Annotated in this window: 16 protein-coding genes; 10 read left to right on the forward strand and 6 right to left on the reverse strand. The window is 33.5% G+C overall.

Features of this window, described 5'->3' with window-relative positions:
* Positions 1-103 precede the first annotated feature (103 nt).
* Positions 104-886 carry a M90 family metallopeptidase gene (locus T367_RS21695; RefSeq protein ID WP_084274340.1) on the forward strand — a complete coding sequence of 261 codons (783 nt, stop codon included), beginning with the start codon at positions 104-106 and terminating at the stop codon, positions 884-886.
* Here T367_RS21695 and T367_RS23780 read toward each other — a convergent pair.
* Positions 878-5,335 (reverse strand): T9SS type A sorting domain-containing protein, encoded by a 4,458-nt coding sequence (locus T367_RS23780; RefSeq protein WP_027419228.1) that lies wholly within the window; start codon positions 5,333-5,335, stop codon positions 878-880. The genes T367_RS21695 and T367_RS23780 overlap by 9 nt on opposite strands.
* Positions 5,336-5,613: 278 nt before the next feature.
* Here T367_RS23780 and T367_RS0107160 point away from each other — a divergent pair, with 278 nt between their 5' ends.
* The 3 genes from T367_RS0107160 to T367_RS0107170 all read left to right on the forward strand — a co-directional run bounded on the left by T367_RS0107160 (position 5,614) and on the right by T367_RS0107170 (position 10,344).
* Positions 5,614-8,016, forward strand: a complete 2,403-nt coding sequence (locus T367_RS0107160; protein ID WP_027419229.1) for an ATP-binding protein — start codon at positions 5,614-5,616, stop codon at positions 8,014-8,016.
* Positions 8,017-8,037: 21 nt separating this feature from the next.
* Positions 8,038-9,396: a sigma-54-dependent transcriptional regulator gene (locus tag T367_RS0107165; protein WP_027419230.1), complete on the forward strand. Its 1,359-nt coding sequence runs from the start codon at positions 8,038-8,040 to the stop codon at positions 9,394-9,396.
* A 588-nt stretch (positions 9,397-9,984) separates the two neighbouring features.
* The gene (locus tag T367_RS0107170) at positions 9,985-10,344 is read left to right on the forward strand and encodes a hypothetical protein (protein WP_027419231.1); all 360 of its coding nucleotides are present in this window, start codon (positions 9,985-9,987) and stop codon (positions 10,342-10,344) included.
* A gap of 3 nt (positions 10,345-10,347) precedes the next feature.
* On the opposite strand, the gene T367_RS0107175 is transcribed toward T367_RS0107170, so the two are convergent.
* On the reverse strand, positions 10,348-11,790 hold the full coding sequence (locus T367_RS0107175) for an O-antigen ligase family protein (RefSeq protein WP_084274341.1): 1,443 nt from the start codon (positions 11,788-11,790) through the stop codon (positions 10,348-10,350).
* A gap of 25 nt (positions 11,791-11,815) precedes the next feature.
* A complete protein-coding gene (locus T367_RS0107180) occupies positions 11,816-12,811 on the reverse strand; it encodes a Wzz/FepE/Etk N-terminal domain-containing protein (protein WP_027419233.1) in 996 nt (331 codons plus the stop codon).
* Between the two features lie 399 nt (positions 12,812-13,210).
* Here T367_RS0107180 and T367_RS24855 point away from each other — a divergent pair, with 399 nt between their 5' ends.
* The 6 genes from T367_RS24855 to T367_RS21705 all read left to right on the forward strand — a co-directional run bounded on the left by T367_RS24855 (position 13,211) and on the right by T367_RS21705 (position 16,481).
* Positions 13,211-13,378, forward strand: coding sequence for a hypothetical protein (locus tag T367_RS24855; protein WP_157454155.1), 168 nt, complete (start codon positions 13,211-13,213; stop codon positions 13,376-13,378).
* 198 nt (positions 13,379-13,576) lie between these two features.
* Entirely contained in the window at positions 13,577-14,197 is a 621-nt protein-coding gene (locus T367_RS0107190) for a class I SAM-dependent methyltransferase (protein WP_035842847.1), read from the forward strand.
* A 1-nt stretch (position 14,198) separates the two neighbouring features.
* Positions 14,199-15,035: a CvfB family protein gene (locus tag T367_RS0107195; protein WP_027419235.1), complete on the forward strand. Its 837-nt coding sequence runs from the start codon at positions 14,199-14,201 to the stop codon at positions 15,033-15,035.
* Between the two features lie 71 nt (positions 15,036-15,106).
* On the forward strand, positions 15,107-15,562 hold the full coding sequence (locus T367_RS0107200) for an SRPBCC family protein (RefSeq protein ID WP_027419236.1): 456 nt from the start codon (positions 15,107-15,109) through the stop codon (positions 15,560-15,562).
* Positions 15,563-15,930: 368 nt separating this feature from the next.
* Entirely contained in the window at positions 15,931-16,185 is a 255-nt protein-coding gene (locus tag T367_RS0107205; protein WP_027419237.1) for a hypothetical protein, read from the forward strand.
* Entirely contained in the window at positions 16,185-16,481 is a 297-nt protein-coding gene (locus tag T367_RS21705) for a type II toxin-antitoxin system RelE/ParE family toxin (RefSeq protein ID WP_035842850.1), read from the forward strand. Before T367_RS0107205 ends, T367_RS21705 begins: the two co-directional genes overlap by 1 nt.
* A gap of 56 nt (positions 16,482-16,537) precedes the next feature.
* Here the strand turns inward: T367_RS21705 and T367_RS0107215 are convergent, their stop codons facing one another.
* The 3 genes from T367_RS0107215 to T367_RS21710 all read right to left on the reverse strand — a co-directional run bounded on the left by T367_RS0107215 (position 16,538) and on the right by T367_RS21710 (position 20,377).
* Positions 16,538-17,056 carry a hypothetical protein gene (locus tag T367_RS0107215; protein ID WP_027419238.1) on the reverse strand — a complete coding sequence of 173 codons (519 nt, stop codon included), beginning with the start codon at positions 17,054-17,056 and terminating at the stop codon, positions 16,538-16,540.
* Positions 17,057-17,487: 431 nt separating this feature from the next.
* Complete coding sequence (locus T367_RS0107220) at positions 17,488-18,498, reverse strand: LLM class flavin-dependent oxidoreductase (protein ID WP_027419239.1); 1,011 nt, start codon at positions 18,496-18,498, stop codon at positions 17,488-17,490.
* A 151-nt stretch (positions 18,499-18,649) separates the two neighbouring features.
* Positions 18,650-20,377, reverse strand: a complete 1,728-nt coding sequence (locus tag T367_RS21710; RefSeq protein ID WP_169736037.1) for a rhodanese-like domain-containing protein — start codon at positions 20,375-20,377, stop codon at positions 18,650-18,652.
* Positions 20,378-20,448: the final 71 nt, after the last annotated feature.

The raw sequence follows: 20,448 nt of genomic DNA on the forward strand, positions 1-20,448 counted from the left end.
TTATATTAGTTTTGAAAGTAAACTATGTCTGTTCGGATAAAGCTAAATTTTAACGCGACTCAATATCCTGGCGAACAATATATATTAACAAGTAAGAATTTAAATGGACTACGATTGGAGAATATTTGCTATCCTAATAGTTGGAATGTTGATTATTGGCTATTTACGAACTAAAAAAAAACGTAAAGTAAATAAAAGAATGCCTACTCGAGATTTCCCGAAAGAGTGGAGATCAATTCTAGAACTACGCGTACCTTTTTATCAAAAATTACCAAGCACTAAGAAACGGTCTTTTGAGAAGCAGATTCATATTTTTCTCTTGAATTACAAAATTAGTGGCCATCAAACTGAAGTCACGGATTTAGACAGAATTTTGGTTGCAGCAGGAGGCGTAATTCCTACATTCGCTATTCATAATTGGCATTATTCCAATTTAGATGAAATCATTATTTTTCCCAATCATTTTGAAATTCCATCAACGGGTCAACTAGCCAAAGGACTTGTCGGATCCGGAAGTATGGAAGGGAAGTTGTGGCTATCAAGAATTGCTCTTTATAAAGGGTTTTCTGACGATAAAGACCAGAAAAATGTTGCTATTCATGAGTTTATTCACTTAATGGATATGGAAGACGGTAAAATTGATAGCATTCTTTACGACCGTATGTCTGAAAAAGACATTGAAGAATGGAAAGAATTTGCGCAACGTAAAGCGGACAAAGTAGGTAACGAAATCTTCTCGATAAGAGGATATGCAAAAGCGAATGCAATCGAATTTTTAGCAGTTACGGGAGAGTTTTACTTCGAAGATCCAGATAGTTTAAAAAGTGATCATCCCGAATTATACCGGCGATTACATAAAATCTTCCATCCTAAAAAATTATTGTAAAACCAACTTTTGAGTCGCTGTAAATTTTTCGTTCGTATATCTTACCAAATAATTTCCTTTTTGCAAATTAGATAGGTCTAGTAGATTATCTCCCACTACTCCATCTGTTTTAAGAATAAATTGCCCGTTAACATCATAAATTTCAATAAGTCCTGCTCCCATTTCTTGTGCAATCACTAAATGAGAATAAGATCCATTTTTAACTGGGTTTGGGTAAAGCAGCATTGTGATTGGCTCGTAATTTATGGTTCTTATTTCACTATAAGTTGACATACCATCAAAATCTGTTTGCCTTAATCTATAATATGATACGCCAAAAACTGGTGCGCTATCACACGACTTATAATCATGACTTTTTGAACTATTACCTGCACCTTCAATTAGTTCTATATCCTCAAAATTAATGCCGTCTTTCGATCTTTGAACGGTAAAGAAATCATTATTTAATTCACTTGCTGTTGCCCAATCTAAATCGACAACATTTTCATTCAGCTCTGCATAAAATTTTAATAGCTCAATTGGTAATGGGTTTACATCACTAATTGATCCTAAAGTAAATGTACCATAATTACTAACACTCCCTGCCGAAAGAATATCTCCTATTATTGGACTACCTGTTGTACCTCCATTACCTTCATTGTTCCACAATGACAAATTCCATCTAGACACCCGCAAATCTGCCATATTAACTATACCGCAACTTGTTGAACTATTCCATGAAAGTTTCACGCTAACCGTTCCCAAAGCAACAGTACTCCTATTTAAATTCCAATATTCACATCGACTAATATGATCTATTCCTAAAATCAATAATAAAGGGTCGAAAATAAAACCTGGATCCGACTGAATGTATTCTGCTATAAATCCTACTGTTCCTGATGAAGAAGCACCAATTGAAATAGGACGATACAATCCGTTTTTCCCAACAGGAAAGTCAAATGCAGTAGTTCCAGTTCGCTCAACCCTTCCGTTTACATGAGATGCATTTGAAGCGCCAGTGACATTTGCTCCAGTACTTATGTGAACCACTTCATTACCTAAAGAACCTTCATAAATTATACCATCAGTTAAAACCAGGTCATTATCTATAGTAATATCGTCTTCAATTACTATTCCCGCAGCACTTGTATTATTAATTGTCAAATCATGAAAAGTTTCATTTGCTCCATCAACTCTAATGATTTGCTCAGCTGTTCCTGTCAAACTAACTAAGCCTTCGTGTTGAACAAATGTTCCTTCATTTAACCAATCTCCCAATAATTCAATTGAATAATCATTAGGATCGTCAATATCTACTATATTATTATCGTGAATACTAAAATCACCTCTAATTTTTATATCTCCAACCAATGTTTTCTCAGATGACCCGAACATTGCAGGATAATTAACTGTTAGGTGCCAATAACTCGAATTCCCTGCTCCTATCATGCCTTTTATTTCTTGGTCGTCTTGAGCGTTATAAACAACCGTTGAAGGCTCTCTCAAATCAAATACGCTAAAATTCGTTGGGAAATCTGTCGCAGTAACAGTATTTCCAATTGTCAATTGGGCATTTGGATCCATTTGCAATTCTTCTCCAGCATCACCTGTAATCTGAAAACCATCATCCATAAAATTATTATAGTTCCCAATTGAAAGGATATCATTTATTGTAATAGGACCATCTAAAATTTTATCCACCAAACTTCCATCGTGATTCTGCAAATACAAAGCTCCGTATGTTGGTACACTCGAAACAATTTGCGTTAAATCACTATTATAATATGTTCTACCTCTCTCGTTTAAATCAATATTAACACTTAAAAAATCAGTTGGAAAAGTCGTCAATAAGCCCGACTCCCCTAACACTATTCTAGCGGCATCTTCTATCGTCAAGTTTCCAAATGCATTTCCAGTAATTTGAAAACCTCTATCTGCTAGCCCCCCCCTTTGTATATTTAAATCACTATCCACTGTTAATGGATCTTCTAATTCGCAAAAATTAGCATTTCCACCACCATTTGTCTCTCTATTAATACTTAGGTTATAAAAAGGGCTGCCATTTGATAATATCTCTTGACGACTCGTTTGCGTATCTGGTCCATCGAAAATAATTGTTGACGTACCAGCGTCAAAAACGCCATCATAAACATACCAATCATCTTCAATTGACCAATCAATAGCATTCGCTAGAACAGTACCACTAATAAAATTAACATCGGCTCTAGTTCCGCCATTCATATCCATATTGTCTAATATTGACCATGTACCTCCACTAAACTCAAAATCAATTCGTCCAAAAAACTGTGCTCCATTATTTGTTATTGTTCTTGTTCCTACATCGTGTGCTGAAAAGGTGATTAAAGCTTCGAATTGATTATCAAGATTGCCGTGTAATTCCAGATCTCCAAATACTATTAATTCGCGGTTTGTTTCTGTTAAACTGCCGTCAAGACTAATTCCCGCAGGGATTCCAGTCCATAACATATTATTACAACCCTGAACAACAAGATCAATATCAACTGTACCGCCTCCGGCATTAAATGAACTCGCATCAAAAACTACATCATCATGTGGACCGGGAATACAAGTATTTGCTCCAGTATATAAACCAGATATCAAGGTCCAGTTATCCGGATTTGACCAATCATTATTTATGCCTGTAGAATAAAGACCCGTTTTTGCATTTCCAATTGTATTTCCAACCCAATAAAAAGTTAAACCTAATACAGGCGTAGTAAATAAGACACCAGAATTATTTGAGAGATCTACACCTGCCGTATTCGTCATATTTAAGCTCGTCACATTTATATCTTGACAAATATTAGATGTTACTGTTTGTAAACTACTAAAATTGACATCCGCAGTTTCGCCATCATTTAAAGATCGTAACCATAACCATATATCACATAAACCTACAGAAGATAAAGTACCCGTAATATTGGTAACAGCACTTGTATTAAATCGAACGATATTAAATGAACTTAAAGTCAAATCGTTGATTGTTGTGATAGACGTATTGGTATTTATATTCAATTGTGCTTCGTTTAATAAATCAATCGCGTCAATTGTAAAATCACCTATTTCACCACCACCAATATCAATTATAGATTCAGCACCCAAATTTATGCTTCCTAATATAGATGTAGTGGCAGCCCCTCCATTGTTTTGTAACGTTAAATTGCCATCATCTGCAATATTTAAATCTCCTACGATATTCGTTTCCCCGTCAATCCTCACGATGTTTGTTCCAGAAAAATTTAAATTTCCAGCAAATTCAGCATCTTGATCAAGTATTATGTGAGCTAAATCAGTTCCATTTACTGAAAAATCTCCTTGAAATTGAACATCTCTACTAAACCTGCAATCCGAATCTTCACCAATAATAAAATCGGACAAAAACTCTACATATCTACCATGCATATCACCTTGTCCGCCATTACCAACAATAAAATCATCATTAAAAATAGTATGATCAGTTCCTCCATACCCCCCTGTACCATCTCCTGAACCAATGATATACCGACAATTATTTGGCAATGTAACACTACCATAAGTTTTAATATTAGAATCATCATTATTAGAATCTATGATAAATTCAACTCCATCAATTAAAACTTCAATATCTCCAAAAGTAATCCTGTTTGTATTGTCTTCAACACTTCCAGTAACGATTTCAATACTACCAGAGCAATTAATAAATCGCATTGTTGGAATAGTTTTCGCAATTGCTCCGACTTCTACCACAATATCATCAGTATTTGTAAAATTGAGGACAGCACTTGTATTTAACACAGTTAAATTTGTCGTATTCCCTCTTAAGTCTAATGCAAGTCCTTCTTCAATCAAAGTAACAATTGAACTTCCAAAATCTATCGTACGTAATTGCGTACCAAGGTTTGCATTTATATTCCCCGCAATTAAATTTTGGTCCATTGTATTAAACTCTCCTGATCTTAATCCAATTTCACCACTTACTATCATCTCATCACTTAAATTCCAATGGCCAAGACTCCTATTAAATAAGATATCGCCATTAAATGTTTTTCCGGCTGAAGAAATTGTGCTTGAAGCATTTGATAAAAAATGATAATCACCAAAAAAAGTATGTACCAACCCAGTATCAAAAGTTAAATCTCCATACACCTCTATAGTATATGAACCACTACCAGCAAATTCGGGATTGTTTAATACTCCACTGAAATTTAAATCTGCACATGTTAGATCTATATTCACGTTGACAATTTGACCGGGCAGTGTGAATGAATTTAGATCGAAAATTACATTATCAGTCGCAGTTGGCAAAGAAACATATGCGCCTCCTGCTCCTCCGCTGGAGTTCGACCAGTGAGAAAGTTCGTCACAATCTCCATTATTTCCAACCCAATAATAATTGGCAGAAAATAGACATTGAGGAATAAAAATAAAAATAGCGAATATGGATATTCGAGAGAATTGTTTAAGTAGCATTGGGTTTAAGTTTTGGGTGATATAAATCTATTATTTAATTATATGAACTCAAAATAAATTCGACAAACACCAAGTTTTTATTCGATTAACTTGATTAAACAGATTGCCTTACCGACCTAAAACATATACAAACAGTGACTTACAACAAATTTTAAATTGAAATTATTATTATTTAATATTTTAATAATTTTCGATAAAAATTTCGAACTTTATACTTTCTGTAAAGAATTGGTGAAAACATAATACCTTTACATCCTATCAATAACCCATTAATTTTTATGAAAAGCAGGTACGCTTTTGAGTATAAAATTTTAGCTATTATCATTGTTGTTATCACTTTAGTGACGATGATTGGTTTTTACGCGTATAATCGATTTTCAAATATTGTTGGGCAAGTTAGTGAAGCCGTACGTCCAGATATAAACCTAGTCACAGCTAAAGATATCTTGAACGATTTATCGGATGCCGAAAACAATGTAAAATCATATAGTTTAACACGAGATGCCACTTATATCAATAAAATCGACACAATAAAAAAAGAAGTCGATCAGAAATTGGTGCAACTTCAAGCATTGATTCCAGCGAAAAAATTCAGTGATTTTCGACTTGATTCGCTAAAAATATACACAGATATAAAATTCGAAATTTTAAACGATATTCTTTTACTCCAGCCAGATTTTAGGGTAAAAGCTGCCCTAAAAAAGGTATCGACAAAAATTGAAGAAGCGCCAACGATCGAGGATACTTTAAAAGTTCCTATCGAAATTGAACGCCGCGCTTTATTTAAAAAAAATAAAAAAGAACTTGATACAATTGTCACGATAATCAATCGTGTAAATATTTCTGACGTTAATCGTGAAATTCAAACCGTTGAGATTGAAGAGAATCATATTAATCGTGTACATGTAAGAAAAGAGTTGTCATTAATTGCGGAAGACCGCATTATTTCTAGGAAAATTCGTGCCATTTTAGATAAATTAGAAACCTCTGAATTAAATTTAATTGCGGAGAAAACATTGTTGGCTAAAGAAGCTGTTAAAAACACAAACCTACAAATTGCGCTGTTTTGTTGTGCTATCGGGGTCTTATTATTAATTCTTGTGTTTATCATCATCAATTATGTTAAAACCAATAATACATATAAACTTGCTTTGCAAAAAGCGAAAGAAAAGTCTGAATTATTGGCTACATCGAAAGCTGAATTCTTAGCCAATATGAGTCATGAAATTCGAACACCAATGAATGCTTTGTCCGGTTTTGCTGAACAAATCGCATTGAGCGAATTAAATCCAATTCAAAAAGAGCAAATAAATATGATCCGTAAATCATCTGATCATTTACTCGAGGTTGTGAATGACGTATTAGATGTGAGTAAGTTAGAACAGGAAAAAATTATTCTTGAAAAAATAGGCTTTTCTCCTCAGGAGGTAATTGAAGATGTAATTGCAATGTCCACCGCGGTTGCTCAGCAAAAATCAATCGCCTTAATTGTATTAATCGAAAACGACCCATTGCCATTTGCTAAAGGTGATGCTCATCGCTTGAGACAGATTCTGCTAAACTTGATAACCAACGCCATCAAGTTTACACCTGAGCACGGTACGATAAACATTATCGCGCAAGCAAAAATAAATGGCAATAAAACATTTAAACTTGTTGTCAATGTAAAGGATACTGGAATTGGTATGAGTCAAACGCAAATAGCCAACCTTTTTCAAGCTTATCAGCAAGGAGACGTAAGTACGAGTAGAGAGTATGGTGGCACAGGATTAGGCTTAAACATTACTAAAAAATTAATAGACTTACATAATGGCAGTATACATATAGAGAGTGCTATAAATGAAGGAACTAATTTCAAGTTTGAATTGGAATATGAAATAACGGAAGTCATTGATCAGGTTGAGCCAGTTAAAAAAGGGGATCAATACAATATCCAATCGAGTTTACAATCAAAATCAATTTTAATAGCTGATGACGAACCGTTTAATTGCAAATTATTAACAACAATATTCTCTAAATACGCTTGTGAAACTGTTGTTGTAACAAATGGTAAAGATGCGATTGATATGTTAGAACATCGCACCTTTGATTTAGTTTTGATGGATATAAGAATGCCTAAAATGGATGGTGTGACTGCAACAGAAATTATCCGTTCAGCCACTGATAATCCAAATCAATCGATTCCAATTATTGGTCTAACTGCAGATATCACTACCAACGAATCTTATTATTTAAAAATTGGATTTAGTAAAATATTAACCAAGCCGTTTAAAGCGTCTGATCTTTTGGCGCATGTATTTTCAATTTTAGAATCAGATCTTCCAATTCAATCGACTGGTGAATTTACAGCGTTAAAAGAAATGTCAGCAGATGATGACGCCTTTTATGTAGATATGTTGGAAACTTTTATGTCTAGCACAACAGCAGGAATCAAAGAAATTAAATTACATGCCCGAAATAAAGCTTGGGAAGAAATGTCTGCTGCTGCTCATAAAATTGCTCCTCCATGTTTACATATCGAAGCCGATGCATTATATGAGATTTTAAAGGCAATAGAAAACAACAGAAGGAATGGGATAAATTTAGAAAATGTACCCCGCTTAATTCAAAAATTAGAAGAAATCAGTAGACCGGTTTTAACAAATGTATCAGCGGAAATTAACTTTGTAAAAAAAAAATAAACGTAAATTAGTAGCTTAAATATGAATGAAAATAGCTTTTTAGTATTTGTGGTTGAAGATAATGAATGGTACAATAAATTATTGGTCCATAGTTTGTCGCTGAATCCCAGTTTTATAGTGAAAAGTTTTATGGATGGTAAATCTATGTTAGCTGAAATTGGTCAAAATCCAGCAGCAATAACTGTAGATTATAATTTACCTGATATGAATGGTATTGAATTAATACAAAAGGTTAAAAAAATCAATCCAGCGATAGAGATTGTCGCTATTTCTGAACAAGAAGAGATTGAAACGGCGCTTAAACTTCTCAAAGCTGGTGCTTATGATTACTTGGTTAAATCGAAAGATATCAAAGAAAGATTGCTTCATACAATTCAACATATTTATAAAAACACCGACCTTAAAAACACGATTCAATCCTTGCAAAAAGAGGTTGCCAATAAATATACTTTTGAAAAAACCATCATAGGTCAAAGTGATGCGATCAAAAAAGTATACAACTTAATTGACAAAGCCACTCAAACAAATATTACGGTAACGCTAACTGGAGAAACAGGAACAGGAAAGGAAGTTGTTGCAAAGGCTATCCATTTTAACTCTAATCGAAAATCGGCTCCATTTATAGCCATCAACATGGCTGCCATACCAAGTGATTTATTGGAAAGCGAATTATTTGGTCATGAAAAAGGTGCCTTTACAGGTGCTTCAATGCAAAGAAAAGGGAAATTTGAGGAAGCCAATAACGGTACTTTATTTCTTGATGAGATTGGTGAGATGGATTTAAATGCACAGGTAAAACTACTAAGAGCATTACAAGAAAAAGAAATCACAAGAGTTGGATCGAACGTCACAATTCCAACGAATTGTAGGATAATAGTCGCAACCAATAGGAATTTAATCGAAGACGTTAAGGAAGGGAAATTTAGAGAAGATTTATATTATAGATTATTCGGACTCCCTATTCATTTACCGCCATTAAGAGAACGAGATAATGATGTATTAATACTATCTCAACACTTCTTGAAATTATTCTGTAAAGAGAATGATATTGAGGTTAAGAAGTTAGACTCAACTGCTAAACAAAAATTAAGTCGTTATGTCTGGCCTGGAAATATCCGAGAATTAAAATCAATTATAGAATTAGCATGTGTGATATCTAATTCGAATGTGATTTTTGACGAAGACATTCAATTGGCAACCAATAAAGATCTATTACCTGATTTAATGGTTGAAGAGATCAGTATGCGTGAATACAATCAAAGAATTGTTTTAGCACTCATGAAAAAGTATAATAACGATACCAAATTGGTCGCTCAAAAGTTAGATATAGGTCAAACGACAGTTTATAGATTGATCAACGAAACGAAAGAGGAAGTATAACCTCAAAAGGTGAAATCTCCGTCCAATTCCGTTTTCTGTTTTTTCAAAAATTAGTCGTTATTTTCATTTTGAAAAAATAAAATGTAGTATTTTTTTACTCAACACCTTAATAATCAGCCACCCTAATAAAACTTACCCTTTTGGTATATAATTCGCTATTGATAGCTGTGATAAGATAATCTTATCTACCTATAAACAAACAATAGGACTGTAACTATTTAAAACCTACAGCGTAAATTGAATTATTAACAAAATTATTGAAGGCAAAAATATGGTGATATAAAATTTTAGGAATATGTGAATTTGAATTAATCAATGTTGTAAAACGAGAAACATTAACCGATTAATACTTTTCATTTTGTCGACGAATAAGTATTGATTATTTCAAATTAATTCAAGAGATACGACAAAAACATTATAAGACAATCAAGAGTCGCATAGTTAGGGTCTATGCGGTTAAATAGCGGCAGCACCTTCGGAATCGAGTCGAAGGTGCTGTTATTTTATACAAAAACTCTATTTCACCCAATTGGGTGATCACTTATTCAACTCCTTATCATACATTTGAATCGAACAAAAATAAAATGTATGAAAAATTTAATCTCAATAATTTTCTATTTCTTCTTGGTTAATATTTCTTTTGGCCAAGAAAAAGCTATTCAATTGACCGAAAAAAATTACAAAGGAGAATTCAAGGAATGGGCCATTTTAAAAGATAAAAAAATATACCTTAACGATATTTATTATTTGATTAATGTTAAAGAGTATTTATTGTTAATTCCAAAATCACAGGAACCAAACGAAGTTAAAATCACAAGTAACTTTTTAAGTTCTGGACATACAACTGGATCAAATTTAAAATTAGGTACACCTATCTATAAATTCGAATTTGATAAAAAAAGTGAAAGTATGTTTACACTACAAGGCTATTACAATGAAAATAAGTAGTTGCTAATCAATTTTCGCCTGCGTTTGCAATCCTTTTTTGATTTTGTTTTTCGGATATTTGATATCTAACATCACAATAATCGCTGTAAAACCCCATACTGGTATGGTAGCCTTGTCGGTATCTAAATAGTTATTTAAAATACCATGTGCGAAATACGTTATCAGTCCTAAAATAATGGTCAACAACAGCGTTTTTAATGGTCCTTCAGGTAATCTTAGGTATAATGTGATACCGATATAAAGAATATAAATCACAAGCATTATAATCAATAACATCCCGATTAAACCTTGTTCCGATAATGGTCCTAAGTATTCTGAATGGGCATTGCCTAAAATTCCAGCATTTGTTGAGATCACTGTTTTAGAGGATGACAATTGGAACGGCGCATAAACCATTGCATAGGTTCCAGGTCCCCAGCCTACAATTGGTCGTTCTTCCCATAAACGAATAGCACTCCCCCACCTATTTAGTCTTTCTAAGTTAGATGCATCCGTACTAATATTTGCCATCGACTCAATTCGTTCATCAATATTATCAGTCGCATGTTCCGATTGGTTCCGCTCTAAATTATGCATGATAGCTGTCCATGAAAAAGCGATGTATACAATTCCCATCACACCTATTCCTGCAAGGTATTTAAAATGGATTTTAAAGCGGAATAATAAATAAACCAAGAATGCACCGACTAAACTTAACCATGCTGCACGGGTATAACTTAAAGCTATTGCAATGGCAAAAAGTAGAATTAAAGTAATTAGAATAAGCCTTACAAGTGGACCATTTTTTTTTGCGAATAGCAATCCAAACAACACAGGATAAATCAATGCTAAAATCGCACCATAGGAGGTATGATCTTTAAAAAATGGAGACATTACCCAGTGCCCACTCGCTTCATTAAATCCATAACTAGCATGATTTATTAATGTATACAGCACAACAATTGTCAATCCAAAAATAAAGAGCCAGATAAATCTAAAAATGTTTTTTTCGTCCTTAAAGAAAAGATATCCAAAGAAGTAAATTGGAATAATAAACCACATTTTCATCAATAAAAACTTGAACGATACAATTGGATATTCACTGGTCATTGCAGTAATGAAAATCCATAATAATTGAAAAATAAATAGAATTGTAATTGGATGTTTAAAAAAGGCAGATTCAAATAGGTTTGATTTCAATTGTTTAAAGAAAATAATCAATAGAACCCCAAATAAAAGTGGTTCAGTTGGTACAAATAACCCAACATTTGCACTGACATAATTCTCTATATTGAACGAAAGTGGTGTAAAAAAAACAATAAATAAAAACAATTTATCGAGGTGATAAAAAGCAGTGTATATCAATATTAGTCCAAGCGGAACGGCGTTAAGAAAAATTTCACCTTGCGCCATCAAGTACATATTCGCAGTCAAAAAAAGGACTGCAAATAAGTAAAACCAACGCATATTTAGTAAAACTTTCAAAACGAAATTAATTGATTGCGCGAAGTTCTTTTACTTTCTCTATTCCTAATAAAATGAAGATTGCCATAATAAAAGCTGAAAAAGTTGCCAATAAAACAATTATTGCTCTTTTTGGTTTGGCTTTTTTGTCTGGCTCTTCCGCTAAACTATGTCGAATAGTTTGTTGAATTTCTGTTTTAGCATATTGATGTACCTGATCATTTACATCAAGAATATTTGTATACCGCACACTAAATCCATTTACTAAATTGGTATAAGTGTCATATTCTGATGCGTATTTTTGCGTCGCATTAATTTTTCGTTTAATCTCTTCAGCTAATTCCTTCCCACTAGAACCTGATTTTAATGCCTCCATATAATCAGCATACATATTACCACGTTCATCAACACTTACAACGCCCGAATCGCCTAACGACTTTAATTTCTCAGAATAATCCCCCATCTCTCTTCTTATTAGATCCACTTCATATTCAACTGCGAATTTTGGACCTTGCGCTCTTTCGCGAATCATTCTATTCATAACGGTATCCACTAACCTTACAATATCATTTGCTATCAACATTGCTTTTTTAGGCTCGGTATCCAAGACATCAATATTAATTGAGTTATATCGTGTTCTATCGAAATGAATATTTTGCTCATACTTTTTTTGGAACTCGAACTTAGCATGAGCTTCAGCTGTATCAACCTCATAATGAGTATACAAATCATACTTCAAAGTCAAACTATCACGAATTTCGGGAGAAACCAATACTTGTAAAAGTCTTTCCGCATCTGCCTCGTCACCAAATTCAACAACACTATTCCGGCTGTTCGAACTAAAGTCAACCGAATTGGATTTAGTTGGAAAGACAATGGCTCTTGCCATATAATAAGGTGTCATATATAAACTAACGCCTATTGATATAACGAATGCCAAAGCTGTTATAATAATTAGATGCTTACGCTTTTGCCAAAGAAAGCTGATTAATTCACTCGAATTGTAATTCTGATTTTGACTCATAATATTAATTTAACGCAACAAAAATAACCATTTATCTTATTATTCATGGTTGAATACCCGTGTTTAAACGAGTATAAAAATGGTTTAGTATTAAATTCGATTATTTAGCTAAATCGAGCATATTTCATATTGTTAATTTTTAACGAATTATTTTTAACGAATTTTAACAAGGCACCAAACAATAATCCTAAAAAACCAAGTCGTTTTTTGCTTGTTTCAGCTTTTATAGGTATTTCAACATATACCAAACGGTATAATTTTAATTAAGAATGTGATTCATTCGTCCCGTTTTTATCGCAATTCGTCTAATTTAAGGGGTTTATGTAATAGTTGTTACAATAACTTCGAAGTATAATCGTTATCTTTATAGAAGAAATTAAGAACCAAAAACATATAATAATGGCACGTAAAAAATCAAAATCAAGAGTTGAAAAAATAATTCAAGAAATTAAAAATTCAACACCAAAATTTAAATTAAAGTTGGACAATAGAACAACAATAACATTAAAGACAGAAGAACAATTAGAGAAATGGATGTCATTATATCCAAAAGCTCAATTGGTATAATTTTAATAAAGTATTTTCATAGTTTACTTTTAATTAGCTTAAAAGGGGAATTGATTATTCAATCCCCTTTTTTCGTTTATTAAACTGAATAGTAAAGCAGTAATTGGATTAAAACGAATAAAATATTATTTTTTCGGTTTTTCAAGTCAATTAAATTATGGATTAACTTTATATTCACATTGATTTTAAATAGAAGCTATGGATTGGAAGTCGCATTGGACGAAAATATATGAAGGGAAAGTAGAAACGGAGTTAGGTTGGTATGAAGCGCATCCAAAAGATACAATTCATTTAATCAACTCGCTTAATTTAAGTAAGTACGCGGAAATTTTTGTAGCTGGCGCGGGAGCAACTACGCTAATCGAATTTCTATTAGAAGATGGTTTTCAGAATATCAATATAAACGATGTCAGTCCTAAAGCCTTATCTATTCTTCGTGAAAACTTAGGTAAAGAGGAGTGCAATGTGGAGTGGATTTTAGATGATTTAACTGCGCCAAGTATCTTACACGAATTGCCGTTATTGGATTTATGGATAGACAGAGCAGTGATCCACTTTTTTACAGAGGAAGTAGATCGAAATACATATTTTGACTTATTAAAATCAAAAGTTAAAGTAGGCGGATTTGTTCTACTTGCAACATTTGCTAAAGGAGGTGCTGAAAAATGCGCTGGTTTACCTATTCGTCAATACGATTTAGAAATGCTTCAAAGCGAGCTAGGACCCGCTTTTGAGACTATTGCAACAAATAATTCTATTTTTGTGAACCCTAAGGGCGGACAAAGACCGTATATTTACGGATTGTTTCAAAGAAATTAAGATGGTAGAAATAGGAAAAGTCAACACATTACGTGTAGTTAAAGAAGTAGATTTTGGATTATACTTAGACGGAGGTGAAGTTTTTGGTGAAATTCTCCTACCGACAAGATATGTACTGGAAGGGACTGATGTAGATCAATATATCGATGTTTTTATTTATCTCGATTCTGAAGATAGAATTATTGCAACAACTGAGACGCCATTGGCTGAAGTAGATCAATTTGCGCATTTAAAATGTGTGCAAACGACTAATTTCGGTGCGTTTTTAGATTGGGGTTTACTGAAGGATTTATTTGTTCCGTTTAGCGAACAAGCCTATGATATGGCAGCTGGTGTTACTTATTTTGTTCGTGTTTATTTAGATAAAGAGACGGATAGAATTGTTGCCAGTTCTAAAACTGATCAATTTTTAGATAATCAACCACACGATTTTCAAGTGGGTGATGAAGTTGATTTGATTATAGCGACTAGAACAGATTTAGGTGTAAAGGTTGTTGTGAATGAAAAATTCTCAGGACTCTTATATCACAATGAAATATTCAAGCCGATTAAACCTGGAATGCGAATTAAAGGATTCGTTCAGAAGGTTAGAGAGGACGAAAAATTAGATATTGCTTTACAACCTCCTGGTTACGAAAAAGTAGATGGTGTTGCTGGTGATATTCTAGCTAAGCTTGAAAAAGCCGGTGGTTATTTAGAAGCAAATGATAAATCTGCACCTGAAAGTATCAAATACATGTTTGGTGTGAGTAAAAAGGTATTCAAAAAGGCTATTGGAGCTTTATACCGAGATAAAATCATTACAATCGAAGAAGAAGGTATCCGATTGAAAAAATAGGTATAACGGTATCGTTTCACCTATTTATTGGTTTCAATTGTTATTTATTCTTCACGGAAAGTGAAAATAATATGAAATTATACAAAGTTGAATCGAAACAAGAAGTTCCTATTTCAATAGAAAAATGCTGGGCTTTTTTTTCAGACCCGAATAATCTAAAGGAAATAACACCCGATGGAATGGGTTTTGCAATCATTGATGGCAAACCTGACCAAATGTACCCAGGAAAAATCATCCAATATTTTGTTAAACCTGTATTAGGAATTAAACTAAGATGGGTTACAGAAATCACGCAAGTGAAAGATCATGCATTTTTCATTGACGAGCAAAGATTCGGTCCTTATAAATTCTGGCACCATAAACACTTTTTTAAAGCTACTGAAAATGGCGTTGAAATGATTGATATCGTTCATTATGGTTTGCCTTTTGGTTTCCTCGGTCGAATTGCAAATGCGTTATTCGTTAAGCATAAACTCAAAGAAATATTTGCATACCGACATAAGAAGGTAGAGGAATTGTTTGGTTAGATTAAGGCGTAAAAGATTAAAGACTGTTGTTGCATTTGACAACCGTTGCAGCAGCATAGCTAAATGCCGAGCAAATCCTGTGGGGCTGATGAATATCCTCCGCATCTTCAGCGAATCGCGAATTTCTAAATCTGCGATACATATCGCTTTTATTTGGGTTTAGCGAAGGATCAATATCCTCCGCAGCCTGAGGTAGAGGAATTGTTTGGTTAGATGAAAGCGTAAAAGATTAAAGACTGTTTTTTACTCGCGATTGCATCATTCATTAAATGTGACAAAAATAAAGCGCTACTCCCCTATTCAAACACTAATAATTGGCTCACCGAATTAAATTTTAAACTAAAATGCTTTTTTCGTATCTTTGAATTATGAATACTGCTGAAATTAAAATCTCAAAAATTGTTGAGCTTCTGGGCAATACAGATGAATCTACTTTAGATAAGATAATTGGATTGTTAAAAAGCAGTTCAAAAAATGAAAACATTAGGTCAGTTGATGATTTACCTGAAGAGGTAATTGAGGGGATTAAAAGAGGTCAAAATCAAATCAAAAATGGCCAATTCACGAATCATGCAGAGGTGAAATCTGAATACCAAAAGCGTTTCCCAAACGCGAATATTTAATGGAAGTTATTTGGTCGGACGAAGCGAAAGAAACTTTTGCTGATGTGATTAATGATATCGAAAAAAACTTCACTGAAAAAGAATCAAATGCTTTTGTTGAGGAAACATTCGGAGTAATTAATTTAATAGAAACATTTCCTAAACTTTATAAAAAATCAAATTTAAAAGGGCTAAAAAATATTCATCAGGCTTTAATCCATCCGCATACAACCTTATTCTATGAAATTTCTAAACAAAGAATAGAATTATTATTTTTTTGGTTTAATAAAGATAATCCAGCAAAACTTGATTCGTAATTTAAGGGTGATTATCTCAATCGAAATAGAGAACTTTTCTGGCGTTTAATTGCTTATTAGTTTTGTGAATGGCTTTGAACCAAGTTAAATTCTCTTGTCCAAACTACTTTCCCATCATTATCAGACGCAAATATTGAATAGATACTATCCCCTCGAAAACAGCAACAAAACTTATCGTTTATTAGACTATCCTCATAAACAATAAGAAGTGTTTCTTCGCATTGAAATGGATCTAAAATCCAGAAATTTTCTCGATTTTTCAATATATCATCGCCCCAATAAACTTTATACTTTGATTGACTATTTTTACGTTGTAAATAGTTTATAAATGACATGATATTTATTTCATAAAGTATGAAAGCCCTTTCATTTTCTTCCTTCAATATTTCATCTGAATTAGTAAAATATAAATCCACCGACTCCTTAACAGTTTTTTTATTTGTTTTAATGTCATTAAAAAAGGTGTTAATAATATTTGAATATTTTACCTTCTCAGTTATAACACGCTGGTCCCTTGTACAAGAAATTAAAAATAGGCAAACTAAGGCGTAACACCCTCCTTTTGTTAAAGTCATAATTATTCAAATTGTCACTCCCACTCCATACTAGCTGCGCTGCTGCAGTTATTTTCGAAAAACTAATTTTTTGATCTAAAAACCGCTCCGAAGTAGCTTCGCTGCTGCGGTTATTATCGAATCACTCAGTTTTTTACCTAAAACACAACTCAATTATAGCACCTCTTCAAGAACTAAAAATAACGAATTTTATTGAAGGTCTAACTCTTATTTAATAATGAGAAGCCGCCAAATGGTTAATATTAGAACTACATTTTACAACCGCAGCAGCATAGCTACATGCGGAGCAAATCCTGTGGGACTATGAATATCCTCCGCAACTTCAACGAAGCGCGAGTTTCTAAATCTGCGATACATATCGCTTTTATTTGGGTTTAGCGAAGGATGAATATCCTCCGCAGCTTGATCTTTTTGTCTTTTGCCTTAAAATCTTATTTCGCATTAATCTCCGACATAATCTCACCAAATAATTGGTATGACTTAATTCGGTCAGCTGCATCATAAGTATTCGTAACAGCAATCAATTCATCAACTTTAGTTTGGGCAATGAATTCTTCCACTTGTTTTTTAACCGTTGCTTTGCTTCCTCTAAAAGTAAACTTAAGCATGCCTTGAACAGAAGGATGATTCGCCATTTCACGTAATTCATCTGTCATCTCTGTCGGTGCTTGTAAAGCATTCCTTTTACCCGTCAATAAACTTACAATCATTCGAATTAATGAAGTAAACATTTGCTCTGCCTCTTCGTCTGTATCTGCAACGATAATATTAACCCCAGCCATCACATATGGCTCAGGTACTTCCTTCGATGGTTGAAATTCGTTGCGATAAATAGTAATGGCCTCGAATAAATGTGCGGTTGCAAAATGACTGGCGAAGGCATAAGGCAATCCTTTTTTAGCTGCTAAATGGGCACTATCCGTGCTTGAGCCCAAAATATACAAAGGAACATCTACTCCCTCAGCCATTGGTACACGTACTTTCGCTGAAGCATTTTCTAATGAAAAATATTTTTCTATTTCCGCTATTTCTTGTGGAAAAGTATAAGCAGCTTGTCTAAAGTCCGCTCGAATGGCTGTTGCTGTTTCAGGATCCGTTCCTGGTGCTCTTCCCAATCCTAAATCTATTCTGTTGGGATATAGGATTCCTAATGTACTAAATTGCTCTGCTATGATTAATGGCGAATGGTTGGGTAACATAATTCCACCCGAACCAACTCGTAATGTTGAAGTACCTTCAGCAACATATCCGATTAATAATGAAGTCGCCGAACTACCAATATGTGCTGAATTGTGATGCTCTGCTAACCAATAACGCGTATAACCAGCTCCTTCTGCTTTCTGCGCTAATGCTCTTGTTTTTTCTAATGTTTCTTTAAAATTCGAATTGCTTGAAACAATTGCTAAATCTAATATGGAGTAGGCTATTTTTTTGATTGACATGGTCTTATCTTTGTAATGTAAATGGAAAGAAATAAAACAATTTATCGCTTTCTGAATTATGGTACAAAGATACGGGAATCATGGCTAATTATGAACATAAAAAATCCCGAAGCCCAACTTTTAGCTCCGGGATTATAAGTCAATTGATTGACTAAATATCGGATCCTTCAAGCTCCAATAAAGGATGTGTCGTATATATCATTTCTGATAATTCGAACACATTCTCATAGCCATAACCATATAGATTGATGTAAGTTGGAATATTTAAAGCCAAGGAATTGGTGTTCTCCCCTAACCCTTGCGAAATTTGATTAGGCACTTTTATTGGTGCCGCTTTACTCCTAAAAGCAACATTAAACATAGGTTCTAACGAAAAATTATTATTACAATAAATCAATACACGTGTGTTTTTTGAAGGAATGACTTTCGCTAATGAGGCTTGATTAAAATCTGAAAAATTCAAATGTAAAGCTCCTTTTATATGCATGCGGTCATACATTTCTTTCGATCTTGTATCCAGAATGATTGTTTCTATGTCTTTCGAATAATCAGTGAAAGTTTTGAAGTCTATTAAACGGGTTGAACGGTGACCTTTAGCAGCTTTCATTGTTTCTTCAAAGAAATCGAAATTCACAAATGCTTTTTGGAAGGGAGGCAAAGCAATTTCTGCTGCTGCTTCATCCATCCTATTGTCATTATTTTCAAATTTGAATCCTTTATCCGTAGCTTGTTTTCTAATCGCTGTAAGTAAAACATTGTTTAGTCCATTTTCTGATGCTCCTGATTGTTTTTCAATATATGCTGATCTTAATTGCGCTAAATCCGCAATCTTTCTTTTTAATTCGGTTCTTTTTTCTGTCATAGCGTTTAGATATTCCTCTTTTTCAAGATCATTCATTCCTTGCATTTCCTCTGGTAAGTCTGTTGTTGCAATTTTATTCAACTCAAAGCCTTTTTCATTTGTTGCATCCACCAAATCCCATTGGCTATTATTGTATAAATGTGAACTTTTAGAAACGGCTCTGTTTACTAAGTTTGAACTGCTATATGATTTCGAATTATTGTCTTGCGCAATTTGATTCGAACGACGAGATTCGCCCTTTTTACCATAAGCCAAATAGGTATCATTTAATTGTGTATTCAAGTCAGTTATTTGCTGATCGTATGGTGTTGTTGTATAAATTGTTTTGGTATTCATATCTAAACTGGCATAGATTCCACCAGCTAAATTTGCACCATCATTCCAATGGGTTCTTTTACCTTCCGCTTCATTTCCACAGAAAATAGTATTGACAATAATGCCATTTTCAGCTGCATTATTCGTTGCTGTTCGGTAATTGGTAGATCCTTGATCAAAACCTTCATTCCCAGCTATGAAAATTAAATTTAAACCGCTAGAAATTTCATTCCAAGTTAATTCTTTTGTTGCTGCTGAAATCACTGCTCCACAATATTCATCTCCTCCATTGGTTGTTAAATTGAAAAGTTGGTTTGATATTTCATCTAAGTCATTGGTTAATGGCAATACCATTTGAATATAATCTGCTCTTGATGAAAGTCCTGAATTTCCATATTGATATAAGGCGATTTCTAATTCTGCATAATTACCCGCCTTTTTAGCCAAAGCCAAAGTATTGACGATTTCCCACAGTTGAGACTTCGCTTGTTCTATTAATCCGTCCATACTCGAACTGGTATCGAGTAATAAGGCCAACTTAATATTATTTCCTTGATTGGCTTGGGGAGGTGTTTGAACAACAGTATGCTTCATAAAACTATCATCGCTTGAGCGGGAATAACCTGGTTCAATACAGGAATTCGCAAAAAATAGCAGCGTTGAACAAATAAATAGATTTTGGTATCGTCTAATGGTTTTCATATCGTACATTTTAAATGTTTATACCCCAAATTAAAGGCATAAACCTTGCTATACAAAGTTAGATTGAGGTA

Source organism: Crocinitomix catalasitica ATCC 23190, assembly GCF_000621625.1.
GTDB lineage: Bacteria > Bacteroidota > Bacteroidia > Flavobacteriales_D > Crocinitomicaceae > Crocinitomix > Crocinitomix catalasitica.